We start from the raw sequence: 24,140 nt of genomic DNA, 5'->3' as shown, positions 1-24,140 counted from the left end.
ATGCCGTCTGCCGCCGCTGCCCAATCTGCCGAGAAACATCGCGTTGCGCGCAAGACTACGTTTGTGAGTATTGCGCTCAATACGGTGTTGATGGCGCTGCAAATCGTCATCGGAGTGTTTGCCCATTCGCAGGCGCTCGTCGCCGACGGTATTCATTCCCTTGCCGATCTGATTTCCGACTTTGTCGTGCTGATTGCCAATCGGCACAGCGGCGCCAAGCCCGATGCGGATCACAATTACGGGCATAGCCGTTATGAAACGGTGGCTTCATTATTTCTCGGCGCACTGCTGATCACCGTAGGCGTCGGTATGTTGTGGCGCGCGGGCACGCGTCTCGCCGATTTGCAGAATATTCCCACCGTGCATATCAGTGCGCTCGCAGTCGCGGTGCTGGTGCTGATTTCCAAAGAGAGTCTGTTTCGCTACATGCTGCGTGAAGCGCAGCGCGTGCGCTCGGCGATGCTGATTGCGAACGCGTGGCATGCGCGGTCGGATGCGGCGTCGTCGCTGGTGGTCGCGATCGGGATTGTCGGTAGCCTCGCTGGCGCGCGCCTGCTCGATCCGATTGCCGCGGCGATCGTCGGTTTCATGATCGCGCGCATGGGCTGGACTTTCGGCTGGGACGCCTTACAGGATCTTTCCGACCGCGCGCTCGACGAAGCCGGCACCGCCGACATGCGCGCGCTGCTGCTCGCGACGCCCGGCGTGCGCGACGTGCATGAATTGCGCACGCGCAAGATGGGCGACTTCGCGCTAGTCGACGCGCATATTCTGGTCGATCCGCTGATCTCGGTGTCAGAGGGGCATTACATTGCCGAGTCGGCGCGTATGCGCGTGCTGACCGACAACCGCGTGCTGGACGCGCTGATCCATGTCGATCCGGAGAACGATATGGTGGCGCATCCGCCCGTCGATCTGCCGAGCCGGGAACGGGTGGTCGCGGAGATCGAGGCAGCCTTGGCGACAGGCGGCATGAAGGCCGTCGCGGTCAACATTCACTACTTGAGCACCGGACTCGACGTGGAAGTGGTCTTGCCGGCGGCGCTTTCGCGCAAGCCGGACAGCAGCGGCGCACAACCGCTCGGACGTGTCGATCTGGCCGGACTCAAGCGCCGTCTGGGCGCCCGCAAATTCGCTGTGCTACAGGAATTGGACGCGCTTCCATCCGAACCGGGCCCGGCTACGGAAACAGCGGCCGGCGCGGCGATCGATTCCACCAAAGCCGCGGAGCCGCACGGCACCAACTGATTTCGGCGCTGGTTGAATCGAGCCGGGTCGGGATGTACGGGCGCGCGGCGGACTGTGCCCGTCTTGAGCGGTCGCAGCGGCGGTCACAGCGGCAGCCACTGCGGCCGTCACAGCGCCCATTACAGTGCCCACTACAGCGGCAACTGCGTATCGAATTTGATCTCGCGTAGCACGACGCTCGTGCGCACCTGCGCGACGGCTGGAATCTTGAAGATGCGTTCGTGCAGAAAGCTATCGTATGCCTTGATGTCCGGCGCAACGATCTTGAGGATGTAGTCGGATTCGCCGGTCGTGCTGTAGCACTCGGTGACTTCAGGGCAGGTGGCGATTTCCCGTTCGAACTGTTCGACGCCGCCCTCCGTGTGGCGAGTCAGGTGGATATGCGCGAGTGCGCAAACGTGCAGTCCGAGCTTTTCCCGATCGAGCAGCGCTGTGTAGCGCTGGATCACCCCCGACTGTTCCATGTCCTTGATACGCCGCCAGCATGGCGTGCTCGACAGGCCAACCTGGTCGGAGATTTCCTGCACGGAGCGGCGTGCGTCGAGCTGCAGCAGACGCAGGATCTTTTGTGAGAACGTATCGAGTGTCAACTGCGCCTCCGTTTGCGTCGCCGTATCAACGCATGGTAGAGGGCGCGAAAACGAAACGCAATGTAAAACGGCTTCGTCGAGGGAGATTGCCTAATTTGCCGGTTCCTCAGCGGCGTTTTGCCCTGTGCCGTCCCCTTCTTTGGCGGCCGCAACGAGAGCCGCCTGGCCGGCGCGCAGATCCTTTAGCATGTTGCAGAAAAGCGCGCCCTGTTCGATCGCGTCATCCAGTGCGACGTGCGTATGCGGAAGATCGTCGAACCAGTGTTTCGGAAAGCGCGGCTTGATGCTTTTGCGGTACGGCAGGCCGGTCATCGCGAAGGCCAGCGTCTTGATGTCGAGCGCGGACCATGAGAACGGGCAGCGGCCGGCAAACCGCATCATGTACCAGAACATATAGGTGAAGTCGAAGCCGGCGGGCATCGCCACGAATACCGGCTTGCCCGGCAGCGCCTCGACCCAGTCGACATAGGCCATCAGTGCGGCCTCGGGCGTCTGCAAGTCCTTGCGGCAGGCCGCCCACGCCTCGGGCTGGGTCTTCCACCACGCTTCCTGCACCGGATGCGGGCTCGCCCCTTCGAGCAATTCGAGGTTCGCGGAGAACGTGCCGATCAGCTGCTTGTCTTCGGTGTACGCGGCGGACGCGAAGCTCAACATGGAATGCGGGCCGGGGATCGGGCCGTCCGCTTCCACATCGGTACTCACGTAGATTTCGCTGCTCATGCTTGCACCCCATCGGCGACGTACGGATTGGTGCGGCGTTCCGCGCCAAACGTCGAGGTGGGGCCGTGGCCAGGCACGAAAGTGACGTCGTCGCCGAGCGGCCAGAGTTTTTCACGGATCGAGCGCACCAGATCCGCGTGATTGCCACGCGGAAAATCGGTCCGGCCGATCGATCCGGCAAACAGCACGTCACCCACCAGCGCGAGCCGATGCGCACGGCTGAAGAACACCACGTGACCCGGCGTATGGCCCGGGCAATGGTAGACCTCGAGGGTTTCGTCGCCGAATTGCACGGTGTCGCCGTTGTGCAGCCAGCGGTCGGGTTCGAATGCGTCGGCGGCTGGAAAACCGAAGCGCGTGCTTTGATCCGGCAGCTTGTCGAGCCAGAAGCGCTCGTCCGGATGCGGGCCCTCGATCGGCACCCCGTAGTGCGTGGCGAGCGTCTTCGCGCCGGCGCAGTGGTCGATATGGCCATGGGTCAGGACGACTTTCTCGACCGTCACGTGCTGGCGCGTGATCTCGCCCTGGATGACGTCGAGGTCGCCGCCCGGATCGACGATGGCCGCGCGTCCGGTCGCCTCGCAAACGAGCAGCGAGCTGTTCTGCTGGAAGGGCGTGACGGGGATCAATGTGACTTTCATGGATGACGGCGCCGCTGGAAAAACGTTGATTGTACCGGCCTCTTGAGCGCGCCCGTGGCGGGCGTTGAAGCCTTGCTGGCGGCGTTTCGTCTGCTCATTTTTGCGGCAGATGTGACAATTGATCAAGGTTTTCAGCCACTTGCCGACCCAGGAAATTGTTTTGGGTATAATAGACCTCATGCACAGGAAACTGTGTGTGCCACGCGGCGATGCGTCCCCATGAATACGGGATCGCGGATCGCCATTCAAGTACGGGCTGTCAAGTTTGTCGACGGCCATCAGGTATCGATGCATTCGATGCACACGTCTTGCCCAGCCAGGCGCCGCGCGCCTGCTACGGACTTAACTGCCGTGACGCTGGGTGGGGCCTACGCCGCCGTTCCTGCGCGCTGAGTTGCGCGCGCAAGAACGTGTTTTGCCACGTTCGATGGCGGCATGTGGGGTCTGGTCAGGCTGCCGGGGACAGGTTGCGCCAGACGTGAAAATTAACCGTGCGGTAGCGGCTGAGTGAGCCGCATCCGGGCTTTGGCGTACTGCGCTTGTCAGCGCGGCGCGTCGTCGTCCGTTACCGCCGGAGTCGCAGGCAACACGCGCAACTTGTCGCGTGATGCGGCTCGACAACGTGATTACACGTCTTATGAAAACTCGGTTAACCCGTAGTCTAGGGACAACTTTTGCCTTTTTTGTGCTGGCTGGCTGTGCCACGCCGCCAAGCGCCACCGACACGTCTGCAAACGACGTGCTGCGCAGCACGAAGAAAGCGCAGGCAGCGACCTTTGGTCCGCAGTCCTTTGGCAGCGCGCCGGCCTCTGACATCGTCGTCAAGGGCGGTTTGCTGGCCGACGCGAAGCCGCTGACTGACGAAGGTTCGGACGTTTCGGACTTTCATCAGACGGGTCGCGCATCCTGGTACGGCCGTGGCTTTCATGGCCACCGTACCGCCAACGGCGAACGTTACGACATGCACGCATTGACGGCCGCGCACCGCACGCTGCCACTCGGTTCGTATGTGCGCGTGACCAATCCGGCCACCTCGCGCTCGGTCGTGGTACGTATCAACGACCGCGGCCCCTATGCGCGCGGCCGGGTGATCGATCTGTCGATGGCCGCCGCGGCCGCGCTCAACATGCGCCACGTCGGCACGGCGCGCGTCTTGATTGAAGGTCTGACGCAGCGGGAAGCCCGCGCGGAGCTTGACGAAACGCTGGCGTCGAACTCGGGTCCGGCCGCCGATAAGTGATGTAGCAGATATAGCCGCCGCGCGTGCGCTCCACGCGTCGTGCGAGCCGGCAGCCGTTTATGCCGTTGTCGGTGGAAAAACGAAGGGCCGCATTGCGCGGCCCTTATGTTTTGCGCGGCCGCTTCTTGGCCGCTTCTCGGTCGTTTCTCGGTCGCGTCTCGACCGCTTCTCGGCCGCTTCTGTTTCTATGCGTCGTCCGCCTTCAGCGCCAACGCGCGTGCGTACAGCGCGTTGCGCGGCGCGCCGGTAATGGCCGCCGCCACCTTCGCCGCGCTACTCACGGTCAACTCTTCCAGCAGAATGCCCAGCAACGCGTCGTGATCGTGTTCGCCGGCGGCTTCCTGCGGCGCGCCTTCCACCACCAGCACGAATTCACCGCGTTGCCGGTTCGGATCGGCAGCCAGCCACGTTGGCCCTTCGGCCAGGGTGCCGCGGTGTAGCGCTTCATGTAACTTTGTCAATTCCCGCGCGATCAGCAACCTGCGCTCGCCGCTGAACGCGTCGGCCAATGCCTGCACGGTTTCGACGATCCGGTGCGGCGCCTCGTAGAACACCATCGCGTGAGGATGTTTCGCGAGCGACTGCAGCGTCGCGGCGCGGGCCTTGGCCTTCGACGGCAGGAAGCCGAGGAAGGAAAACGTCGCGACCCAGTCGCCGGCCACGCTCAACGCGGTCGCGAGTGCGCTTGCGCCGGGCAATGGGATGACTGGAAAGCCGGCTTCCCGGACGGCGTCGACGAGTTTCGCGCCGGGATCCGAGATGCCCGGCGTGCCTGCATCGGACACATAGGCCACGCGTTCGCCCGCTTGCAGATGTTCGATGAGGCGCAGCGCCGCGGCGCGCTCGTTGTGCTGATGCACGGCGACGAGCGGCTTCGAGATGCCATAGCGCGCGAGCAACTGGCCCGTGTTGCGGGTGTCTTCGGCGGCGATGCGGTCCACCAGTCCGAGCACATGCAACGCGCGCAGCGTGACGTCGGCGATGTTGCCGATCGGCGTAGCCACCACATACAGCGCGGCGGTGGGGTACTGCTGCCCTTGTGCGAGTTCGGAAAGAGGAGTCATGAGGCAGAAGACGCAAACAGACGGAAAGAGGCCAACATTGTGCCACGCAGCGCCGCGCGGTCCGGGCGGCGGCGGGTCGGTGAGTGATGCGGCGAGTGAGTCGATGGGGGAGTCGATGAGTGGGGCGATGAGTGGGGCGATGAGTGAGTCGATGGGGGAGTCGATGGGGGAGTCGATAGGGGAGTCGATCAGTGATGCGGCGAGTAAGTCGACGGGTGAGTCGGTGAGTGATGCGGTGAGTGCGTCGATGAATGAGTCCATCAGTAAGCCGGCAAGTGCGCCGATCACGGCGCGTCTGACCGTGCCGCTAAGCGTGGCCGCCGGCCGGCACAACTTTTCTGGGCCCGGCCGGTCCAAGCTCGTCGGTGACGCTTTCGAGGCGCGTGCGCGAGAGTTTTTGCAGCGCCAGCGTTTGCGGTTCGTCGCGTGCAATGTGTCGTGCCCACGCGGCGAGATCGATCTCGTGATGCGCGATCGCGACGGCACGCTGGTCTTCGTCGAAGTTCGCGCACGTGCGCAGCGCCGGTATGGCGGCGCGGTGGCGAGCATCGGCTGGCAAAAGAAACGGCGCATCGTGCGTGCGGCGCAGCACTACCTGGCCACCCGCAGCCGCGGTTTGCAGGAGCCGCCCGTATGCCGTTTCGACGTGATTGCTTTCGAAGCTGGCCAGCTCGTCTGGTTGCGCGATGCATTTCGCGCCGACGAAGTCTGACGTCCGTGAGCGGGGAACGGTCGTGAGTGCGATAAACTTGCGCTCGCGTGCCGGTGACGGGCAACGCCGACAACTCAGGAAGCCGCGCATTTTGTGATGTATTCGCGCTCGGGCGCCCCGTTGCCGGCAGGGTCGTCGACGTGGCGCGACTCGCATTACGACTTCACAACACGACCGCGCAGTGCGGTCCACTCGCGGCAGAAGATAGAGACTCGATGTCAGTCGAACGCATTCAACAACACTTCCGCGACAGCGCGGCAGTCAAGCTCGAAGCCCTCGAAACCCTGTCGATGCCGATCGCCGCTGCGATCGACACGATGTTCGCCGCGCTGGCCAATGGCAATCGCATTCTTGCGTGCGGCAATGGCGGCTCGGCGGCAGACGCGCAGCATTTCGCCGCCGAACTGATCGGCCGCTTCGAGCGCGAGCGGCCCGGCTTGCCGGCGATCGCGCTGACTACCGACACGTCCGTGCTTACCGCCCTCGCCAACGACTATTCGTTCGAGCAGATTTACTCGAAGCAGGTCTGGGCGCTCGGTCAACCGGGCGACGTGCTGCTCGCGATCACCACCTCCGGCAACTCCGCGAATGTGCTGGCCGCGATCGAAGCCGCGCACGAGCGCGAAATGATCGTGGTGGCGCTGACCGGCAAAGGCGGCGGACCCATGCAGGAAGTACTGAGCGATACCGACATCCACGTGTGCGTGCCGTCGGACCGTACCGCGCGCATTCAGGAAGTGCACTTGCTGACTATCCATTGTCTATGCGACGGCATCGATGCCATGTTGCTGGGCGAAGACTGAGACTGATCCCGAAGGAGAGCTAGTTGATGAGCGTATTCCGCATCAAGAAGACACTGGTGAGAACCGTGCTGGTGATTGGGTTCGCGGCGGGGCTGTCCGCAACGTTGCAGGGCTGCTTTCTCGCCGTCGCCGGTGCGGCGGGCGGCGGCGCGCTGGTGGCGTCCGACCGGCGCACGCTCGGCGCGCAGACCGAAGATCGCGAGTTGCAGGTGAAGGCGCTGTCGCAGATCAGCCAGAATCTGCCGGACAGTGCGCACGTCAACGTGGCGGTGTTCAACCGTCGCGTGTTGCTGACCGGCGAGGTGGCGGGGGAGGCGTCGAAGCAGCGCGCTGAGAATATCGTGCGTGGCTTGAACAACGTCAGTACGATCGTCAACGAACTGGCGATCATGCCGGCCAGCTCGTTCTCATCGCGCACCAATGACACTTACCTCGAAACGCGCGTGAAGACTGCGCTGATCGCCGAGAAGAACATTTCAGCGAACGACTTCAAGGTGGTGGCCGAGCGAGGCTCGGTGTTTCTGATGGGGCTCGTCACGATGGACGAAGGCAATCGCGGCGCAGATGTCGCGAGCCGCGTGCCGGGCGTGACGCAGGTCGTGAAGGTGTTCCAGTACATTCAGCCGCAGGAAGCCGCAGCCGCAACCACTGCGGCGGCCACCGCGCCGGTGGCCGCTTCGCAGCCGGAAGCGGCCGAACCGACGGTGGGCGCGATTCCCGATTCATCGGTGAGCGCGCGGCCGCTCGAGCAGCAGGCGCCCGCGCCGGTCAGCAATTCGAACTCGGTGCGTCCGGGTAATCCGAAGGCGACGCCATGAAGCGCGAGGTTGCCGTCGCTGTCACTGCGCTGATGCTCGGTGCGCTGGCGGGTGGTTTGGCGACAGCGGCAAGCGCAGCCGATGCGCCGCGCGGCAGGATAGTCGCTGATGCAAATGCCTGCATGGGGTGTCACGCAGTGGACCGCAAGCTGGTCGGCCCATCGTTTCAGCAGATTGCCGCGAAGTACAAGGGCGATGCGCAGGCGCCGGTGAAACTGGCGCGCAAGGTTAAGGACGGCGGCTCCGGCGTGTGGGGCATGATCCCGATGCCGGCGCATCAGTCGATGAGCGATGCCGACATTCACGCGGTGGTGGGTTGGGTGCTGGCGGGGGCGCCGGCGAAGTGAGGGGTTGGCGGCTGCCTTGGCGGGTTTGGCAAAAGCGAAAATGGCTGTGCTAGAATTATTCGCACATTGGGGGGGTAGCTCAGCTGGGAGAGCGTCGCGTTCGCAATGCGAAGGTCGGGAGTTCGATCCTCCTCCTCTCCACCACGGGATTTTCTTTAAAACCGGCCACTTAGGCCGGTTTTTTATTTGCTGGCGCTTCCGTCATGGTCCAGTTTGACATCCCGCAGCGTGACGTCGGGGTGACAGACAGTTCGTCTGTCTGACGCCGAGGAGGACGCAGGGTTGACCGGATGGTCAATCTTGCGATGCAGTTCTGATATCCACGCTCCGTCTTCCAATTTGTCCGCTCACTCCATCTCGGGCCGGCGCACCTTTGCAACTCGCCTTGTGCGACGTGCGCTGGCGGCCGCGCGTTTCCAGATTCTGCCTTGCAAGTCGGAACATAAGGAAATTTGGCATGCGCGAACCACGACATGAAGCCCGCTTTTGCAAATCTGCGGGGTCACAGCGGTCGCCACGCTGGCGGGAACCTGCTGGCAGGACTGTCTCACTTAGCACTAGCTATTGACCCGCATTGGCTAAACAGAAGTCTGGCGCAGGTATGTGTTGGATGCCGTTGATGAGGAGTCGCTGGTTCGCTATTGCGAAGCGTTCGCGAGACAGTGCGCAGCCGGAAACGAACTTGCAACAATGCTGCTCAAGGAAGCGACGCGTCCTGCGCATGCGCAAGTGCCTCGGTCAAGTCGTTCGTCGGTGGGGTCAACGCAGTCAGCAACCGTTCAAACGCGAAAATCTCACCTAGCTTTGAGGCATTGAAATGATTATGCGTCAGGCCGATCATCGCATCAAAAATCCACTCAGTCCTTTCGGGGGCTCCCTGAGAGTCAATAACCTTCAAGTGCAAGAGAGGTGAGACATAGTCATCGTGGTGAGTTAATGCATCAGTGTTTCCCATTAAGACTGAATGCAGTGACCTTTTCTCACAAAGGAATTTGAGTCGGCTATATCGCAAAACCTGTGCGGCCCCTTTCTTTATATCATCCGTTCGGTCTAATCCAGGTAACTCCTTAGTATTTGCGACGCGCTTCTCAACACGTGTACCGTCGATATCATCAGTGTTGAAATTTCCGCAGCCAAACCGATGCCAGCGGAGCCTGTCGGGCTCGTCTTTCCAAGTCGCATAAGCTGAAGCGTGCTGCGACCAATTATCGATGATACAAGCGACGGTGTCTGGATTCCCAGCAAGTCTGGCCAAATCAGGAAGTGGCCACGAGTCGACATTGTCGATTGTGGGCCGAGATAGATTCAGAAATTCTTTTATCGCCCCTAAAAACAAGGAAAAAGACTTAGCTGCTCCTGCGGAAATATTCTGCCAGCGATGATGTTTTTCCCTATTATCACTATCACTGATATCAACTACGAGAGGATAAGACACCAAAGGCTTTGCCTTAACCTCAATAAAGGCAAGGACCTCGTGCGTTGCTACTGTAAGATCAAACTCGCCCCTTGCGCCGCCACCGTCGCGCAATCGCGCAGTTGGATCGCTAACCTTTAGCACGGCCCTAAGCAGCGACTTGATCGCCTGTATGCCTTGATCGCCGATAGCACGGCCTCCCGGTTTGGCAAGCCGATCAACATTGGGAAAATCTCGGATTTTTCCATTCTTTTTTTCCCTTCGCGCACCAGGCAAGTAGCAGTCTGGACGTGAACGGCCAGCAGCAACGCAAACTGGGCACATCCATGTGTAGGGGAAAATGGCGTGCCCATCGCGACAAATGAGCGCCTCTTGAACAAATTCAGCGCGGTCATTAATGAGCCCATTCGTATAAATGCCTGTTATGCAAAGGTCCACTAGCGCAGACAGCGCGTTGCCCAATGCGCTTTGCTCCAGTCTACGCTGAGAACGGAGAATCCCGAGAGAACCTATATACAAACGAACGAGTTCATCGAGTGCCTGATCCATAACAGACAATACCGGTTCACTATTGAACTTGGCGTGACTGAACAGATGATCTGATAACTCCACATACGCCTTACAGTCGTTTTTATAACCACAGTCTGTACATGGGCCACTGAATCGACTGCGCTTTGTCTCATTCGACGCCATTTCTTATTCTTCCAACAGCATGCTTGCGGAAACGCCGAGGCTCTCCGCAATGCGCTCAATGTTGTCTATAGATATATTTCGCTCACCACGTTCAACTGAGCCAATGTAGGTGCGGTGTAATCCACATCTTTCGGCCAGTTCTTCTTGAGAAAAGCCGCTTCTCAGCCGGTGTTCGCGTAATCGCTTAGCGAATCGGGTTCTCAAGGTGTGCGTATTCGTGCATTGCATTGCAGTAGTCGTTTTTCTCGCTCGACTCACATTTTTCTTTCATGTACACTATGAGTCTACAGACTATAAGTAGCGCCACGCGCCTTACTGCATGCTTGCTGTCCTTACCTATAAACGAGACGTTGAGTCGAACGACGATCAACACTTGGCCCTTCTGGAAGCGCAAAGCCTTATCGGACAACCACTTAGGGAGATTTCTCCAGGCGAGGCCGGGCGTTCGCTTAATGTGCCTCAGCTACCTTGGCTTATCGAGGGGCACCGCACCTTCGTAACCGAGGTGACGGTGGACATTGCGAAGACTATTCTTCGTCGGTTCGCATTTTGGGATTTGCTTTTTCTTCGCGAAGCTAACGAGATCGATCCAGAGGCGCTCGCTGTTGGCAATGCTTGGGCAGAAATCGATGGTGTGCTGACGTTTGCAACTCAGTCGCAAGTGCTGGAGTGGACAGCGTATGCAAAGGACAGCAAGGATATTTGCGCCGCGTTGCGGTCGCGCCACTCCTTATCGCAGCTTTACGAGGCCGGCGCTGCAGCGGTCAGTGCCGCAACACGTGCGCCGTTGACGCCCATTTCAAGGCGAAAAAACGAATACCTGACCCATGGATTCCACAAATATAAAGCTAAGTTCTTCCCGCGTCTGGCACGTTCGCTGATCAATTACACTTGCCCAGATTCTGCCGGTGTTGTTCTTGATCCCTATTGCGGTAGCGGCACCACAGGTGTCGAGGCGTCCCTGATGGGAATGCAAGCCGTTGAGTTTGATCTCGACCCTCTTTCGGCGTTCATTTCAGATTCGAAAGCTGTGCTAGGGCATCTTGATCTGCAAAAGTTCCGCGAGGCTGCGGCTCGATTACCAGCAAAAGCAAGCAGTGTAGTGCCGGATTTGATTTCCGGCACAACCCCGTATGAGCTGCCGCGATTTCTGCTTGAGCGGAACCCTAGGCGCTTGACACCAGAGGTTCGCACGGAGATCGAATCCGAAGCTACTTTCATAAAGCAAATTATCTCCAATTGCCAGGACAAGGAGACGAAGGAACTCTTCGAACTGGCGCTCAGTCACGCGTTGGCCACCAAAGTTTCCTTGCGATGGATGGGGACGGGTGACAATCGGTTTGCTCTAGAAATAGCAAAACGCTCCGTATATGCGATCTTCCGGGCGCAGCTGGAATTTATGTTGCGAAAGCTAGACAGCTGGGGCGCTCTGAGAGACGGAGGTATGGTCGATCAGTACGGCGACGTTTCCGTTGGCGTTAGCGATTGTGCAAAGTTGCCGCTTGCGGACGACAGTGTCGACGCGGTGGTTACCTCACCTCCGTATCTTCCGGCGGCGTCGGGGCGAGAGACTTATCTGCGAAGTCGAGCAGCTTCGCTGGTTGCTCTCGGATTGATGACTGAAGAAGCAATCCATGAATGTGAAAGTCAGATTGTAGGAAGCATCTTAGCCGTTCCGGCGAACGAGAACCTGCCTGAAAGCGTGACCGAGCTAGTTAATTGGATGTTGCCGCAGCGCGAACGCAAATCCAAGGCAAAGCCGACTGCCGCCTATTTCGAAAAGCTAGGGCATTCGCTGCGGGAGATGAAGCGAGTCCTCAAGCCAGGTGGCATGGTCGCCTTGGTGGTAAGCAAAGAACATATGTTTTACGAGATGACGACTCGGCGCGTTCTGCGCCGCTTTGATATGGTCGCCGCCATAACCGAACTTGCGACTGAACCAAAGTTTAAGATCGGTTTTCGTCTAGATCGTGTACAGACGCTGGAGCTTCCAAAGATGGACTTCGCAGCTCGGCCCGGTTCTCACGGAACTTACAGCGAAGCTATCCTCTTCCTTAAAAAGGACGGTTACGGAAGCGAACACTAGGATTGCAATGTTCTCACAAAGACGGCAATCGGCTGCACACAGCTTGACCCCTCATTCCCACGACCCTGGCACCGCGGAAATGAGTGTTCTTGTGAATGACTAAGTCGGACGCCGGCTTGGCAACAACTGTCAGAGTGGATGGACAGAAAAAACTACACGGTAGCGTATCCAAGGAGCCGATCAAAGTCTTCTCTTGTATCGGCTGTAGCCTGAATACCATTCAACTCAGCACATACCTGTCTACCTGGTCTCCCGCGGAGCCATGTGTCCACAGCTAATCCAAGCGTCGCAATAGTGTTGGGTGATTTGGGAACGACCAAAGGGATCACGAAGCATATACGTCCGACCGTACTAGGACGTCAAATTGCCCACCGATGGATGTAATCGTGTCGCGAAACCAGCACACATCAATTTGATATCGCCGACTCCGCACATCCTCGTTTGGCGAACGCATGAGATCGAAGTTCTCAAACACTAGGTTTTCGGATCGCATCAATCGCCTCCGCTTTCCGTATTGGCAATGCAGCTGATCGGTTTCACTTGCGGTCACCGGCGCGTGGTGACTGCAATGTTTGTCAACGGATTGTATCGACACAAAGGACCGTTGTCTTTTTGCTCGGGCTAGCCGCGAACCGTCAATCGTCGTGATGCCAATCAGGAGCAATGTTGCGCATCCATTTGCTTCACCAATGGTTCTGCCCGAGCGACGAGCGGGCGCCGTGGCGATATCTGGAACGATGCATCATCTGTAACCTATCATCAGAGAGTAAATAGAAAGTAGTGAGCCGCACGAGTGCGGTTGCGATGCTGCTCGCTTGGACCCGGAGTTCCGCAATGCTTCGAAACGGTCAGTGAAAAGCAGAATCTACCGCAGCCGACTATGACCAACCGCGTGAGCCGCCTGAAGACAGGTTGCATCTCCGACTTTTGCAGCGCACCACGCGTTCGGTCGGTCCCACCGAACATGGCGTGATCCTGAGCGAAGAGCGAAGAGCTGCGGAGCCGGCCTTGGAGGAGTACGTGCCCGAGGCGCTCAGGCGATCCAGCGCGATATCGGAGCACGGGCGCACTCGCGTGGCGGTGGTGGCGCCCACGCCGCTGCCATCGGCAACGCTCCCGCTCCGGTACTTCACGCCCGCACCGCCTTCCAGTGCCCTCATAGCATTCGCAAATCGCGTAACCGATTTTGCAAACATCGTGGAGGAAGAGACGATGGTTCGCAAAGAAATACTCGACGCGCTACGCAAGTACACGGACCCATTCCGCGTCACGAACGGCCAAGATTTCCGCCTGAACGATTTCGATCCCAGCGACACACTGGGGCTCAAAATGCATAAGGACGAAGCCGTGCAACTTCTCCGGCGCGGTTCCGAATGGCTCGCGATGGAGCAGGAAATCCTCTACGCGCAGGATTCCTGGTCTGTGCTGCTGGTGTTCCAGGCCATGGACGCTGCGGGAAAGGACGGCACGATCAAGCACGTCATGTCGCGCGTCAACCCACAGGGGTGCGATGTCGTCTCGTTCAAGCAGCCCTCGGTTGAGGATCTCTCCCACGACTTCCTCTGGCGCTATGCCACGAAAGTGCCCCAGCGCGGCCACATCGGCATTTTCAACCGCTCCTACTACGAGGAGGTGCCGGTGGTGCGCGTGCATCAGCACCTGCTCGATGCGCAGAAAATCCCACCTGATCTGGTCCGCGCAAACATATGGACCGAGCGGCTCGCCGACATCACCCGATTCGAGGACTACCTCACGCGTCAGGGCGTGGTCATCCTCAAGTTCTATTTGAACCTGTCATACGAGGAACAGAAGAAGCGATTTCTGGACCGTCTCGACAAGCCCGACAAGAACTGGAAGTTTTCCGCATCCGACGTTCGCGAGCGTCGATACTGGAACGACTACATGCAGGCCTATGACGAGGCAATCCGCGCGACGGCTTCCAAAGCGGCCCCGTGGTTCGTCGTACCCGCCGACAACAAACCCTTCACGCGGCTCATCGTCGCGGCTGCGATCGTCGAGGCGGTGGAGAAGCTCGACCTCGAATATCCGAAAGCCACGTCGGAGCAGATGAAGGATCTGGCTGCGGCGCGAGAGGAGCTGAACGCGCAAGGGTAAACGCGACGAGACGCCACGAGACGAGACGTGCCGAGACGCAATCAACCAGCAGGCCGTCCCGGCAATCGGGACCGGCCCCCGACCCGAACTTACTGCAACCGGGAGAGACGAAGATGAGCTCAGCTGAGACTGCTTCTGGAATCGGTGCAGCGCCGTGGCATGCGATACCGGCCGACGAGATCGGGCGGCAATTCAACGTCGATCCTTCGCAGGGCCTCGATGCAGCCGAAGCGGCCGGGCGGCTGGGCACCTACGGGCCGAACCGCCTGCCCAAGGGCAAGAAGAAGGGGCCGCTGGCTCGATTTCTTTCGCAGTTCCACAACATCCTCATCTACGTCCTGCTTGCGGCCGGTTTCATCAAGTTCATGCTGGGCCTTTGGCTCGACGGTTCGGTCATTCTGGCCGTCGTCATACTCAACTCGCTGCTGGGCTTCCTGCAGGAAGGACGTGCCGAGAAGGCGCTCGACGCGATTAGCAATATGCTGTCCGCTGAAGCGCGCGTTCTGCGTGGCGCAGCGGTTCGCCTCGTTCCCGCCGAGGATCTCGTTCCAGGCGACATCGTGCTGCTGGAGTCGGGCGACAGGATTCCGGCGGACATGCGTCTCGTCGACACCAAGAACCTGCGCACGGAGGAAGCGGCGCTAACGGGCGAATCCCTCCCGGCCGAGAAGAGCACCACCCAGGTATCCGCCAAGGCCACCGTCGGCGACCGCGAAAACATGGCGTTCTGCGGCACGATGGTCTTGTCCGGCCGGGCAACCGGCGTCGTCGTGGCAACGGGGAGCCAAACCGAACTCGGCCGGATCAACCAGATGCTCGCCGAGGTCAGCGTGCTCGAGACGCCGCTCCTGCGCCAGATCAAGACCTTCGGCTACATCATCACCGCCGTCATCGCCGTGGTCAGCGTACTGCTCTTCTCCTGGGGCCACTGGCTCGGACACATGACCTTCGTCGAGCTGTTCCAGGCAGTCGTGGGGATCGCGGTGTCGGTCATCCCGGAAGGCCTGCCGGCGCTCATCACCATCACGCTCGCAATCGGCGTGCAGCGCATGGCGCAGCGCAATGCCATTATTCGCCGCCTGCCGGCGGTCGAGACGCTGGGGTCCGTCTCGCGCATCTGTTCGGACAAGACGGGCACGCTGACCCTGATGGAGATGATGGTGACCTCCGCCGTGACGGCTGAAGCAGCCTACGCCGTCACCGGCGACGGCTACGCCGCCGAGGGCGAAGTCAGGGCCGATGGCAAGCCGCTCGCCGCCACGCCGGAAGTGCTCACGCTGATGGGCCGCGTGTCCTCGTTGTGCAACGACGCCGAGCTCTTCGAAGAGGACGGAAAATGGAAAGTGGAGGGCGACCCAACCGAGGGCGCTCTCTATCCGTTCGCCGCCAAGCTGGGCATGGACCGCGTCGCAGAGGGGCTCGCCGCACCGAGGATCGACGCGATTCCCTTCGAGTCCGAGCACAAGTTCATGGCGACGCTGAACCGTTCGGCGGACGGCGAGATGCTGCTGGTCAAGGGCGCGCCGGAAGTGATCCTCGACCACTGCGACCGGCAGCAGACGGCGACAGGCCCGGCGCAGCTCGATCGTGAGCATTTCGCCAGAGAGGGAGACCGGCTCGCCGCTCAAGGTGAGCGCGTGCTGGGGCTGGCATGGCTGCCGGCCCCTGGCCTCGCGACCGGCGGCCTTGGGCCACAGGACCTGCCGCGCAACCTCGTGCTTCTCGGCCTCGTGGGCCTCATGGACCCGCCGCGCAAGGAGGCAATCGATGCCGTGCGGGAATGCCACGGCGGCGGCATCCGCGTCACCATGATCACAGGCGACCACAAGATCACGGCAGCGGCGATCGCAAGAATGCTTGGCATTGGCGACGGCAAGACGGCCGTGTCGGGCGTCGAGATCGAGGCGATGAACGATGGGGCGCTGCAGGAATGTGTGCGCGACGTCGACGTCTTCGCCCGCGCCAGTCCCGAGCACAAACTGAGGCTCGTCAAGGCGATCCAGGCCAACCGGCAGGTTGTCGCCATGACCGGCGACGGCGTCAACGATGCGCCGGCACTCAAGAAGGCGGACATCGGAGTCGCGATGGGCATCAAGGGCACCGAGGTGACGAAGGAGGCGGCGGGGATGATCCTCGCCGACGACAATTTTGCGTCGATCTCCGCAGCGGTGAAGGAGGGCCGCACGGTCTACAACAACATCGAGAAGGCGATGCTCTTCCTGCTGCCGACCAATGTCGCCCAGGGCGCGGTGATCGCGGTTGCGATCCTGTTCGCCTTCACGCTGCCGATCACGGCGCCGCAGGTCCTGTGGGTGAACATGATCACCTCCGTGGCGCTCGGCCTGACCATTTCGTTCGAGCCACACGAGGCTGACGTCATGCGCCGGCCGCCGCGTGCAATCGATCGGCCGATCGTCACGCGCTTCGGGATCTGGCGCATCCTCTTCGTGGGCGCGGCGCTCGTGCTCTATACGCTGTCGACTTTCTTCTGGATGAAGGCGCAGGGCGCGTCGGACCAGATGGCGCGCACGGCGGCCGTCAACGCCATTACGCTGGGCCAGGTCTTCTATCTTCTCAACAGCCGGTACCTGCTCGATTCATCGCTATCCTTGCGCGCGCACATGGGCAATCGCTATCTCTGGTACGGAATAGCTGGTGTCGTGGTGCTGCAGCTCCTGTTCACCTATACGCTGCCATTCAATGCAGTCTTCGACACAGAGGGTCTGCCATGGTCGGCGTGGCTGTGGCTCGTCGGCGGAGGGTTCCTGTTTTTCCTCGTGGTGGAGATCGAGAAGCTCGTCATTCGACTCATACCCGCATTGAGAGGATTGGTGACCTCTCAGGAGGAAGGGGCGGGCAAGCCTCGGCGTTTGGCTTAGTGATGAATGGTGCCGCCGACATCCGCGCGCTGAGCCGCGCGGCATGCGGACCGGAGCTCGATCTGCACGCTGGTTGAGCGTCGAAACCGCGTCGAAGCCGGCAAACACCCGTCTATTCGCTCAATTGGCGCGCGGCGGCGTTTGATACGCTGTCAGTTCTCTAGCCGCGCCTGCGAATGCGGCGCATCTCTTTACGCGCGTAGTCCAGCGCACGCTCGAACGAACAGTCAATGGTGACGCACCGGCCGAACATCGTGATCGCGATCAGCATCGTGCTGGCCAGCGCGATTCTGGCGATTGCCGTATGGCTGCTGGCGCAGATGCGCGAAGACGCATTGCGGCGCGCTCAGGACTCCGTGTTCAATGTGTCGCTGCTGGTCGAGCGCGACGTATCGCGCAATCTGGAGATCTACGACCTGTCGCTGCGCGCGGTGATCGAAGGGCTGAAGCAGCCTGGCGTGCTGGACCTGAAGCCGGCCATCCGCCAGATGGTGCTGTTCGACGGCTCGGTCAGCGCGAAAGACATGGGTTCGGTGCTAGTGCTCGACGAGGCCGGCAACATCAGGTTCGATTCGCGCGCCTCTCCGCCGCGCCAGGTCAATCTCGCCGACCGCGATTACTTCAAGGTGCAGCGCGACTCGCCCGACGTCGGCCTGTATGTCAGCCATCCGTTCATCCCCAGGGCGACCACCAAGGAAGTCAGCATCGCGCTGAGCCGGCGCATCTCGCGCCCTGATGGCAGCTTTGGCGGCGTGGTGGTCGGCACGATGCGCCTCACTTATTTTCGCCGCCTGTTCGACGGGATGAAGCTTGGTCCCAGCGGATCGATGGCGCTGATGCTGACCGACGGCACGATGTTGATGCGGCGTCCTTACGATCCGAAAATCATCGGCATCAATCTGACTGGCACCGCCAACTATTCACGCTTCACGCAGCAGCCGAGCGGAGACTTCTTCGGCACGGCGGCGATCGACGGCGTCGAGCGCTGGTACGCGTTCCGTCATATCGACATGTATCCGCTGATCCTCGACGTCGCGCTGTCCACCCACGATATCTACATCGAATGGCGGCGGCGCGCGTGGATCATCGGCTCGCTGATCGCCGCGCTCGACGTGACGATCATCGCGTTGGCCGTCCTCTTCTCGCAGCAAATGAGCCGTCGTCTCGCGGCCGAGAACGAGTTGCGTGAACTGGCGCGCACCGATGGGCTGACCGGCCTGAACAATCGCCGCAGCTTTCAGGAACGGGTGGACGAGGATTGGCGTCGTGCGCAGCGCAACGCGTGGCCGCTGTCGATGCTGTTGATCGACGTCGACAGTTTCAAAGGCTTCAATGATCTGTACGGCCATTCGGCAGGCGACGACGCGTTGATCGACGTGGCGCGTCGTATCGCGCAGAACGTGCGGCGTCCAGGCGACATGGCGGCGCGCTACGGCGGCGAAGAGTTCGCCGTGCTGCTGCCGGATACGGACGAAGCCGCCGCGGTGCATATCGCCGAGCGGATTCGAGCGGCGGTGCAGGGGCTGCAGCGTCGCCACGTGGCGAGTTCGCATCATGTGCTGACCGTGAGCATTGGCGTCGCCACGGCGCGCGACCAGCTCATTCAGAACAGCCGCGCGCTGATCAATGCCGCCGACGGAGCGCTTTACGATGCGAAGGACGCGGGCCGTAACCGTGTGATGTGCTATCGCGCCACCACCGTACACGTGGCGGCCCGCGAGGCCGGCGAGGCGAGTACAGCGCCGGACACCGAAGTACGCAACGCCGGCTGACTCCACAGTAGCCCCAGCCAGGGACCACACCGCATGCGTTCCCAGCCGCACCCATTTGCCGTACCCAGCGACGAAGCTGCGGGCTCGGGGCCGCCTCGATAAAACAACCTGGTAGCCCCGTCGGCACGGCGCCTGCCGACCCGCTTTTCGCCACGCTTGCCAGGCCCAAAGGCACTCCGTACACTCGCGCGTATTTGCCGGAGCACGCGGTTTTGCGCGCCGTCCGGCACACATCACGCCGAACAGAGGAGAACCCCCGCAATGGCCGCTTCGTATTTCCCCCGCTGGCGCCGCCAGCCTGTCGCCGCCGAGGGCAGCATCGTCGGCATCGACGAGCGCCTCGCCTGGCCCCAGATGTTTGCGATGGGCATTCAGCACGTGGTCGCGATGTTCGGTGCGACGGTGCTCGCGCCGTTGCTGATGGGTTTCGATCCTAACCTGTGCATTTTCATGTCGGGGATCGGCACGCTGTTGTTTTTCGTGCTGGTGGGCGGCCGCGTGCCGAGCTATCTCGGCTCGAGCTTCGCGTTCATCGGTCTGGTGATCGCGGTGACGGGGTACGGCGGGCACGGTCCGAATCCGAACATTCCGGTGGCGCTGGGCGGGATCATCGCGTGCGGTGTGGTGTACGCGATCATCGGCGCGATCGTGTCGGCGGTCGGCACCGGCTGGATCGAGACGCTGATGCCGCCGGTGGTGACGGGGGCGATCGTCTGCGTGATCGGCTTGAACCTCGCGCCGATCGCGGTGCATGGCGTGAGCGGCAACAGCTTCGATTCGTGGATGGCGCTGGTGACGGTGTTGTGCGTAAGCGCGGTCGCGGTGTTTGCGCGCGGCATGCTGCAGCGGCTGCTGATCCTGATCGGCCTGCTGATGGCCTATGTGATCTACGCGATTGTCACGAACGGTCTCGGCATGGGCAAGCCGATCGACTTCTCGATCGTCGCGAACGCCGCGTGGTTCGGCATGCCGCACTTCACTGCGCCGGTCTTCGACCCGCATGCGATGACCCTGCTTGCGCCGATCGCGGTGATCCTGGTCGCGGAGAATCTCGGCCACATCAAGGCGGTGAGCGCGATGACCGGTCAGAACCTCGACCGCTATATCGGCCGCGCGTTCATCGGCGACGGACTCGCGACCATCGTGTCCGGCTTCGCCGGCGGCACCGGCGTGACGACGTATGCCGAGAACATCGGCGTGATGGCCGTCACGAAGATCTACTCGACGCTGGTGTTCGTGATCGCGGCGCTGATCGCGCTCGTGCTGGGTTTCTCGCCGAAGTTCGGCGCGGTGATCCAGACCATTCCGGGACCGGTGCTGGGCGGCGTGTCGATTGTCGTGTTCGGGTTGATCGCGGTGACCGGCGCGCGCATCTGGGTCGTCAACAAGGTCGACTTTTCCAACAACCGCAACCTGATCGTTGCCGCCGTGACGCTCGTGCTCGGCGCTGGCGACTTTTCGTTGAAGCTCGGTGGCTTTGGGCTCGGTGGGATCGGCACCGCGACGTTTGGCGCGATCATTCTGTACGCACTGCTGAGAAGGAAGCCGGCGCAAGGGCCGGTGGCCTGATCGTGTTCAGTGACCGGCGGCGCTGGCGTTACCCCGTTCATGATGGGCAAACGCTCACCGCCGCCAGTACCGCACATGGTGCGCTATCCCCTGCGCGCCGTTAGCGCTGTCTCCGACAAATCCACCTCGCGCATCAGCTTGTTCAAGGTCTCGTCGTTGATCGTCTGACTGCTGCGTAGCGCCAGCAGCGCCTTGCGCTCGGCGCGCATCGCCGCGAGCTTCATCCTGAACTCCAATGCATCGGCGCGGCGCGCGAGTTCGCGCGGTGCCTGCTCTTCTTCGAGCGTTGCCAAGCGGCGCCGATACACGTCCATCACCCGTGCGGTGACGTCCGCCGCGTACGCCGAGGCGGATTCATCCAGGTTCGCGCACTCGGTATTGTGCACCTGGTCGACCGCGCGAATCGCGGCTTGCGCGGCCAACGTGCGCGCGTGCGCCTCTTCTGCGGCATGCGGGTCCTTGCCGCGCCGCCAGCCGCGTAGCAGCACCGGCAACGTCACCACCGCCACCAGCAACGACAGCAGAATCACGCCCGAGGCGATGAAAATCGCCTGATCGCGGCCCGGCAGCGGCGCGCCATCCGGCAACGACACCGGCAGCGACAGCACGCCCGCCAGCGTCACCGCGCCGCGCACACCGGCGACTGTCGTCACGGTCACCATGCGCCAGCCCGGCACCGCATTCGTCACGCCGTGCTTCGCGGCGCTGCGACTCGAGAACCAGCGCAGCAGCCACACCCATACGAAGCGCATCGCGTACAAAGCGGCGGTCATCGCGACGATGTAGCCGATCAGCAGTCCGACCCTTGCGTCGCTGATTTCGTGCGCGTCGAGCAGCGCACGGCCGAGAATGTGCGGAAACTGCAGTCCCAGCAGAATGAACACCATGCCGTTGAAGACGAATTCGATCATCGTCCACGTGATGTTGGCGCGCACGCGCGACGCCACCGACCCCGCATTCGCCACGTTCGCGTAGTTCATCATCATGCCGGCGGAGACGGCGGCCAGAATGCCCGACAACTCGAAGTGCTCGGCGCTCAGATAGGCGGCGAACGGAATCAGCAGCGTCATCACGACGCCGGGCGAGGGATCGTCGCTTTCCGCGAGACCCAGCAAGCGGGTCGACACGAAGCTGAACAGCGCGCTCACGGCCGCGCCTACCGCGAGGCCGCCCACGGCGATGATCACAAAACTGATGGAGGCGTCGCGCAGCGAAAATACGCCGGTCAACGCCGCAGCGATTGCGAACTTCAACGCAACCAGACCCGACGCGTCGTTCATCAACGCCTCGCCTTCGAGGATATGCATCAGCCGGCCTGGAATCCTGTTCTTGCCGACGATGCCGCTGAGCGCCACCGCATCGGTCGGCGACAACACGGCGGCGAGCGCGAACGCGACCGGCAGCGAGATCGACGGCACCAACGCGTGCGCGAAATAGCCCACCACCAGCACCGTCACGAACACGAGGCCAAGCGCGAGCATCAGGATCGCTCTGCGCGCCATGAAGAACTCGCGCTTGGGGATGCGCCAGCCGTCCGCGAACAGCAGCGGCGGGATGAACAGCACCATGAAAATTTCCGGATTGAAGGTGACGTGCAAGCCGAGTTTCGGCCACGCGAGCAGCGCGCCGATTGCAATCTGCACGAGCGGCAACGGCAGCTTGACCGGCAGTGTGCGGGTCAGGATGCCTGAAGCGGCAACGGCCAGCAGCAGAATCAAGACGGTAAGAACAATGTCCATCGGTCTATTCGTGGGGATATGGCGGGAGATATGCAGGGGATTTTCGACGCTGCCACCGCGTGGCCTTCGTGTGATGCAAGGCCAGAGTGTAGCCCGACGACGCGCGGCGCAATCATGAGCCCAGCATGACGGCGATGCGCGGTGGCGATGCACGGGGACCGGGCTGAAGGCTCAGGCGCGCACCGCGACGGTGCGTGCTACGCACGCACGCGGCGCATCGGCCGTTTCGCCGGTGCGGTCTTTCGAACTTATTTCAGTCGAATGTGGGTCAGCGTGCGCATGGAGCTTGCTTAAGCTGTAACGATGACGCACATTTTAGAAACGGCGCCGAGGTGGTTCGCTTCCGTGTTCATACCGGGCCGGCTCTTGCCTGAGAGGACTGCATGACGATTGCGCAGCAGGATAGGACGCACAGCGCGCCGCATGGCTTCGATGTCGAGATGACGTCGGGCCTCCAACGTTATTCGGTGCAACATGGCGAACTGACGCTGACCAGCGTGTTTCAGCCGATCTTCAGCCTGTCGCATATGCGGGCGGTCGGCTACGAAGGATTGCTGCGTGCGCGCGATGCGCTCGATCGCACCGTGTCGGCGCTCGACGTATTCGGCGAGGCCGCGCGTCTGGGCGACGTGTTGCACATGGACCGGCTCGCGCAGACGTTGCATCTGGAAAACTTCAAGGTGCTCGGCGTCGAGCACGAATGGCTGTTCCTGAACGTGCATCCCGACGCGCTCACCGATCCGTATCACGCCGCCGCGCTGCTGGCCAATCTGCGCCGGCTCGACCTGCCGTCACGGCGCATCGTGCTCGAAGTGCTCGAGCAGGGAGCCGAAGACCTCGAGCGTCTCGCCGACTCGGTGCGCCAGTTCCGCGAGCGCGGCTTTCTGATCGCACTCGACGACTTCGGCGCGGGGCACTCGAACGTCGAACGGATCTGGCAACTGAATCCCGATATCGTGAAGCTCGATCGCATCATGCTGTCGCACGCGGCCCATCGTGCCGATATGGCGGCGATTCTGCCCGGCCTCGTCACGCTGCTGCATGAAGCGGGCAAACTGGTGCTGATCGAAGGGGTAGAAACGGAGCATGAAGCGCAGATGGCGCTCGCCTGCAATGCCGACTTCGTACAGGGCTTTTTCTTCGGCCGACCGAGCCCCGGCGCGGTCGACGCGGAGCACGCGGCCGTTTGCATCGGCGAAGTCACCGAGCGTTATCGCGAGCAGGCGCAAGCGCGCGAGCGCCGCAAGGCGAGCCGTCTCGCGCCGTACCTGCGGGCCTTCGAGCGCGCCGCGGAGCGGCTTGCCGCGGGCGAGTCGCTCGAAGAGGTGTGCTGGAATTTTCTCGCGCTAGACCATGCCGCGCGCTGTTTCCTGCTCGACGCGAAGGGCCGGCAGGCTGGCCGCAATGTCGTGTTACGCGCCGATCGCGCGGCACGTGAAACGCGCTTTCTGCCGCTCGTCGACGCGCAAGGGGCGAGCTGGCTGCGTCGTCCGTATTTCCGCGACGCGATCAATGCGCCGGAACGCGTGCATGTGACGCGTCCGTATCTGTCGATCAACGAGGCGTTGCCGTGCGTCACGCTGTCGGTCGCGACGCGCGTCGGCGAGAAGACCTGCGTGTTGTGCGGCGATATCGACTGGGAGGACGAAGAGCGGTTCTGAGATGATGTCGTTTTTAACGACATCTGGCG

At 61.6% G+C, this 24,140-nt stretch carries 19 protein-coding genes and 1 tRNA gene; 13 read left to right on the top strand and 7 right to left on the bottom strand.

What is annotated here, in order from left to right; all coding sequences use genetic code 11:
- A complete protein-coding gene (locus BN2475_RS00900) occupies positions 1–1,248 on the top strand; it encodes a cation diffusion facilitator family transporter (RefSeq protein ID WP_094777702.1) in 1,248 nt (415 codons plus the stop codon).
- A gap of 131 nt (positions 1,249–1,379) precedes the next feature.
- Here BN2475_RS00900 and BN2475_RS00895 read toward each other — a convergent pair whose 3' ends face one another.
- From BN2475_RS00895 to BN2475_RS00885, 3 genes are all read right to left on the bottom strand, one after another.
- Complete coding sequence (locus tag BN2475_RS00895) at positions 1,380–1,838, bottom strand: Lrp/AsnC family transcriptional regulator (protein ID WP_012431468.1); 459 nt, start codon at positions 1,836–1,838, stop codon at positions 1,380–1,382.
- Positions 1,839–1,928: 90 nt separating this feature from the next.
- Positions 1,929–2,558: a 3'-5' exonuclease family protein gene (locus BN2475_RS00890; protein WP_094777701.1), complete on the bottom strand. Its 630-nt coding sequence runs from the start codon at positions 2,556–2,558 to the stop codon at positions 1,929–1,931.
- Positions 2,555–3,199 (bottom strand): MBL fold metallo-hydrolase, encoded by a 645-nt coding sequence (locus BN2475_RS00885; protein ID WP_094777700.1) that lies wholly within the window; start codon positions 3,197–3,199, stop codon positions 2,555–2,557. The genes BN2475_RS00890 and BN2475_RS00885 overlap by 4 nt, the downstream gene beginning before the upstream one ends.
- A gap of 637 nt (positions 3,200–3,836) precedes the next feature.
- On the opposite strand from BN2475_RS00885, the gene BN2475_RS00880 reads away from it, so the two are divergent.
- The gene (locus BN2475_RS00880) at positions 3,837–4,439 is read left to right on the top strand and encodes a septal ring lytic transglycosylase RlpA family protein (protein WP_425435439.1); all 603 of its coding nucleotides are present in this window, start codon (positions 3,837–3,839) and stop codon (positions 4,437–4,439) included.
- Between the two features lie 185 nt (positions 4,440–4,624).
- On the opposite strand, the gene rsmI is transcribed toward BN2475_RS00880, so the two are convergent.
- Positions 4,625–5,503 carry a 16S rRNA (cytidine(1402)-2'-O)-methyltransferase gene (rsmI, locus tag BN2475_RS00875; protein WP_094777698.1) on the bottom strand — a complete coding sequence of 293 codons (879 nt, stop codon included), beginning with the start codon at positions 5,501–5,503 and terminating at the stop codon, positions 4,625–4,627.
- Positions 5,504–5,750: 247 nt separating this feature from the next.
- On the opposite strand from rsmI, the gene BN2475_RS00870 reads away from it, so the two are divergent.
- The 5 genes from BN2475_RS00870 (at position 5,751) to BN2475_RS00850 (ending at position 8,327) form a co-directional block, all read left to right on the top strand.
- Complete coding sequence (locus BN2475_RS00870) at positions 5,751–6,215, top strand: YraN family protein (RefSeq protein ID WP_094777697.1); 465 nt, start codon at positions 5,751–5,753, stop codon at positions 6,213–6,215.
- Positions 6,216–6,430: 215 nt separating this feature from the next.
- Positions 6,431–7,018 carry a phosphoheptose isomerase gene (locus BN2475_RS00865; RefSeq protein WP_094777696.1) on the top strand — a complete coding sequence of 196 codons (588 nt, stop codon included), beginning with the start codon at positions 6,431–6,433 and terminating at the stop codon, positions 7,016–7,018.
- A gap of 26 nt (positions 7,019–7,044) precedes the next feature.
- Positions 7,045–7,836 (top strand): BON domain-containing protein, encoded by a 792-nt coding sequence (locus BN2475_RS00860; protein ID WP_094777695.1) that lies wholly within the window; start codon positions 7,045–7,047, stop codon positions 7,834–7,836.
- Complete coding sequence (locus BN2475_RS00855; protein ID WP_094777694.1) at positions 7,833–8,183, top strand: c-type cytochrome; 351 nt, start codon at positions 7,833–7,835, stop codon at positions 8,181–8,183. Before BN2475_RS00860 ends, BN2475_RS00855 begins: the two co-directional genes overlap by 4 nt.
- A 68-nt stretch (positions 8,184–8,251) precedes the next feature.
- Positions 8,252–8,327, top strand: a tRNA-Ala gene (locus tag BN2475_RS00850).
- Positions 8,328–8,880: 553 nt separating this feature from the next.
- On the opposite strand, the gene BN2475_RS33315 is transcribed toward BN2475_RS00850, so the two are convergent.
- The gene (locus BN2475_RS33315; protein ID WP_159444508.1) at positions 8,881–10,146 is read right to left on the bottom strand and encodes a hypothetical protein; all 1,266 of its coding nucleotides are present in this window, start codon (positions 10,144–10,146) and stop codon (positions 8,881–8,883) included.
- A 147-nt stretch (positions 10,147–10,293) separates the two neighbouring features.
- A complete protein-coding gene (locus tag BN2475_RS00840; protein ID WP_094777692.1) occupies positions 10,294–10,518 on the bottom strand; it encodes a helix-turn-helix domain-containing protein in 225 nt (74 codons plus the stop codon).
- 91 nt (positions 10,519–10,609) lie between these two features.
- Between BN2475_RS00840 and BN2475_RS00835 the strand changes: the two genes are divergently transcribed.
- The 5 genes from BN2475_RS00835 to BN2475_RS00815 all read left to right on the top strand — a co-directional run bounded on the left by BN2475_RS00835 (position 10,610) and on the right by BN2475_RS00815 (position 20,711).
- Positions 10,610–12,376 carry a DNA methyltransferase gene (locus tag BN2475_RS00835; protein WP_094777691.1) on the top strand — a complete coding sequence of 589 codons (1,767 nt, stop codon included), beginning with the start codon at positions 10,610–10,612 and terminating at the stop codon, positions 12,374–12,376.
- Positions 12,377–13,588: 1,212 nt separating this feature from the next.
- On the top strand, positions 13,589–14,491 hold the full coding sequence (locus tag BN2475_RS00830) for a polyphosphate kinase 2 family protein (protein WP_094777792.1): 903 nt from the start codon (positions 13,589–13,591) through the stop codon (positions 14,489–14,491).
- Positions 14,492–14,604: 113 nt separating this feature from the next.
- Positions 14,605–17,370, top strand: a complete 2,766-nt coding sequence (locus BN2475_RS00825) for an HAD-IC family P-type ATPase (protein WP_094777690.1) — start codon at positions 14,605–14,607, stop codon at positions 17,368–17,370.
- A 230-nt stretch (positions 17,371–17,600) separates the two neighbouring features.
- A complete protein-coding gene (locus tag BN2475_RS00820; protein WP_094777689.1) occupies positions 17,601–19,142 on the top strand; it encodes a sensor domain-containing diguanylate cyclase in 1,542 nt (513 codons plus the stop codon).
- 261 nt (positions 19,143–19,403) lie between these two features.
- Positions 19,404–20,711 (top strand): solute carrier family 23 protein, encoded by a 1,308-nt coding sequence (locus tag BN2475_RS00815; RefSeq protein ID WP_094777688.1) that lies wholly within the window; start codon positions 19,404–19,406, stop codon positions 20,709–20,711.
- Positions 20,712–20,794: 83 nt separating this feature from the next.
- On the opposite strand, the gene BN2475_RS00810 is transcribed toward BN2475_RS00815, so the two are convergent.
- On the bottom strand, positions 20,795–22,450 hold the full coding sequence (locus BN2475_RS00810; protein WP_094777687.1) for a Na+/H+ antiporter: 1,656 nt from the start codon (positions 22,448–22,450) through the stop codon (positions 20,795–20,797).
- Between the two features lie 383 nt (positions 22,451–22,833).
- On the opposite strand from BN2475_RS00810, the gene BN2475_RS00805 reads away from it, so the two are divergent.
- Positions 22,834–24,111 (top strand): EAL domain-containing protein, encoded by a 1,278-nt coding sequence (locus tag BN2475_RS00805; RefSeq protein ID WP_094777686.1) that lies wholly within the window; start codon positions 22,834–22,836, stop codon positions 24,109–24,111.
- Positions 24,112–24,140: the final 29 nt, after the last annotated feature.

This window comes from Paraburkholderia ribeironis (assembly GCF_900019265.1).
Classification (GTDB): Bacteria; Pseudomonadota; Gammaproteobacteria; order Burkholderiales; family Burkholderiaceae; genus Paraburkholderia; species Paraburkholderia ribeironis.
This window is presented reverse-complemented; position numbering and strand designations above follow the sequence as displayed.

Coding starts and splice junctions, on each gene's coding strand:
- BN2475_RS00880 (WP_425435439.1), top strand. CDS start 3,837: ATGAAAACTCGGTTAACCCGTAGTCTAGGGACAACTTTTGCCTTTTTT.
- BN2475_RS00815 (WP_094777688.1), top strand. CDS start 19,404: ATGGCCGCTTCGTATTTCCCCCGCTGGCGCCGCCAGCCTGTCGCCGCC.
- BN2475_RS00820 (WP_094777689.1), top strand. CDS start 17,601: ATGGTGACGCACCGGCCGAACATCGTGATCGCGATCAGCATCGTGCTG.
- BN2475_RS00865 (WP_094777696.1), top strand. CDS start 6,431: ATGTCAGTCGAACGCATTCAACAACACTTCCGCGACAGCGCGGCAGTC.
- BN2475_RS33315 (WP_159444508.1), bottom strand. CDS start 10,146: ATGGATCAGGCACTCGATGAACTCGTTCGTTTGTATATAGGTTCTCTC.
- BN2475_RS00870 (WP_094777697.1), top strand. CDS start 5,751: ATGAATGAGTCCATCAGTAAGCCGGCAAGTGCGCCGATCACGGCGCGT.
- BN2475_RS00805 (WP_094777686.1), top strand. CDS start 22,834: ATGACGATTGCGCAGCAGGATAGGACGCACAGCGCGCCGCATGGCTTC.
- BN2475_RS00885 (WP_094777700.1), bottom strand. CDS start 3,199: ATGAAAGTCACATTGATCCCCGTCACGCCCTTCCAGCAGAACAGCTCG.
- BN2475_RS00900 (WP_094777702.1), top strand. CDS start 1: ATGCCGTCTGCCGCCGCTGCCCAATCTGCCGAGAAACATCGCGTTGCG.
- BN2475_RS00835 (WP_094777691.1), top strand. CDS start 10,610: ATGCTTGCTGTCCTTACCTATAAACGAGACGTTGAGTCGAACGACGAT.
- BN2475_RS00855 (WP_094777694.1), top strand. CDS start 7,833: ATGAAGCGCGAGGTTGCCGTCGCTGTCACTGCGCTGATGCTCGGTGCG.
- BN2475_RS00810 (WP_094777687.1), bottom strand. CDS start 22,450: ATGGACATTGTTCTTACCGTCTTGATTCTGCTGCTGGCCGTTGCCGCT.
- BN2475_RS00830 (WP_094777792.1), top strand. CDS start 13,589: ATGGTTCGCAAAGAAATACTCGACGCGCTACGCAAGTACACGGACCCA.
- BN2475_RS00840 (WP_094777692.1), bottom strand. CDS start 10,518: ATGCAATGCACGAATACGCACACCTTGAGAACCCGATTCGCTAAGCGA.
- BN2475_RS00860 (WP_094777695.1), top strand. CDS start 7,045: ATGAGCGTATTCCGCATCAAGAAGACACTGGTGAGAACCGTGCTGGTG.
- BN2475_RS00825 (WP_094777690.1), top strand. CDS start 14,605: ATGAGCTCAGCTGAGACTGCTTCTGGAATCGGTGCAGCGCCGTGGCAT.
- rsmI (WP_094777698.1), bottom strand. CDS start 5,503: ATGACTCCTCTTTCCGAACTCGCACAAGGGCAGCAGTACCCCACCGCC.
- BN2475_RS00890 (WP_094777701.1), bottom strand. CDS start 2,558: ATGAGCAGCGAAATCTACGTGAGTACCGATGTGGAAGCGGACGGCCCG.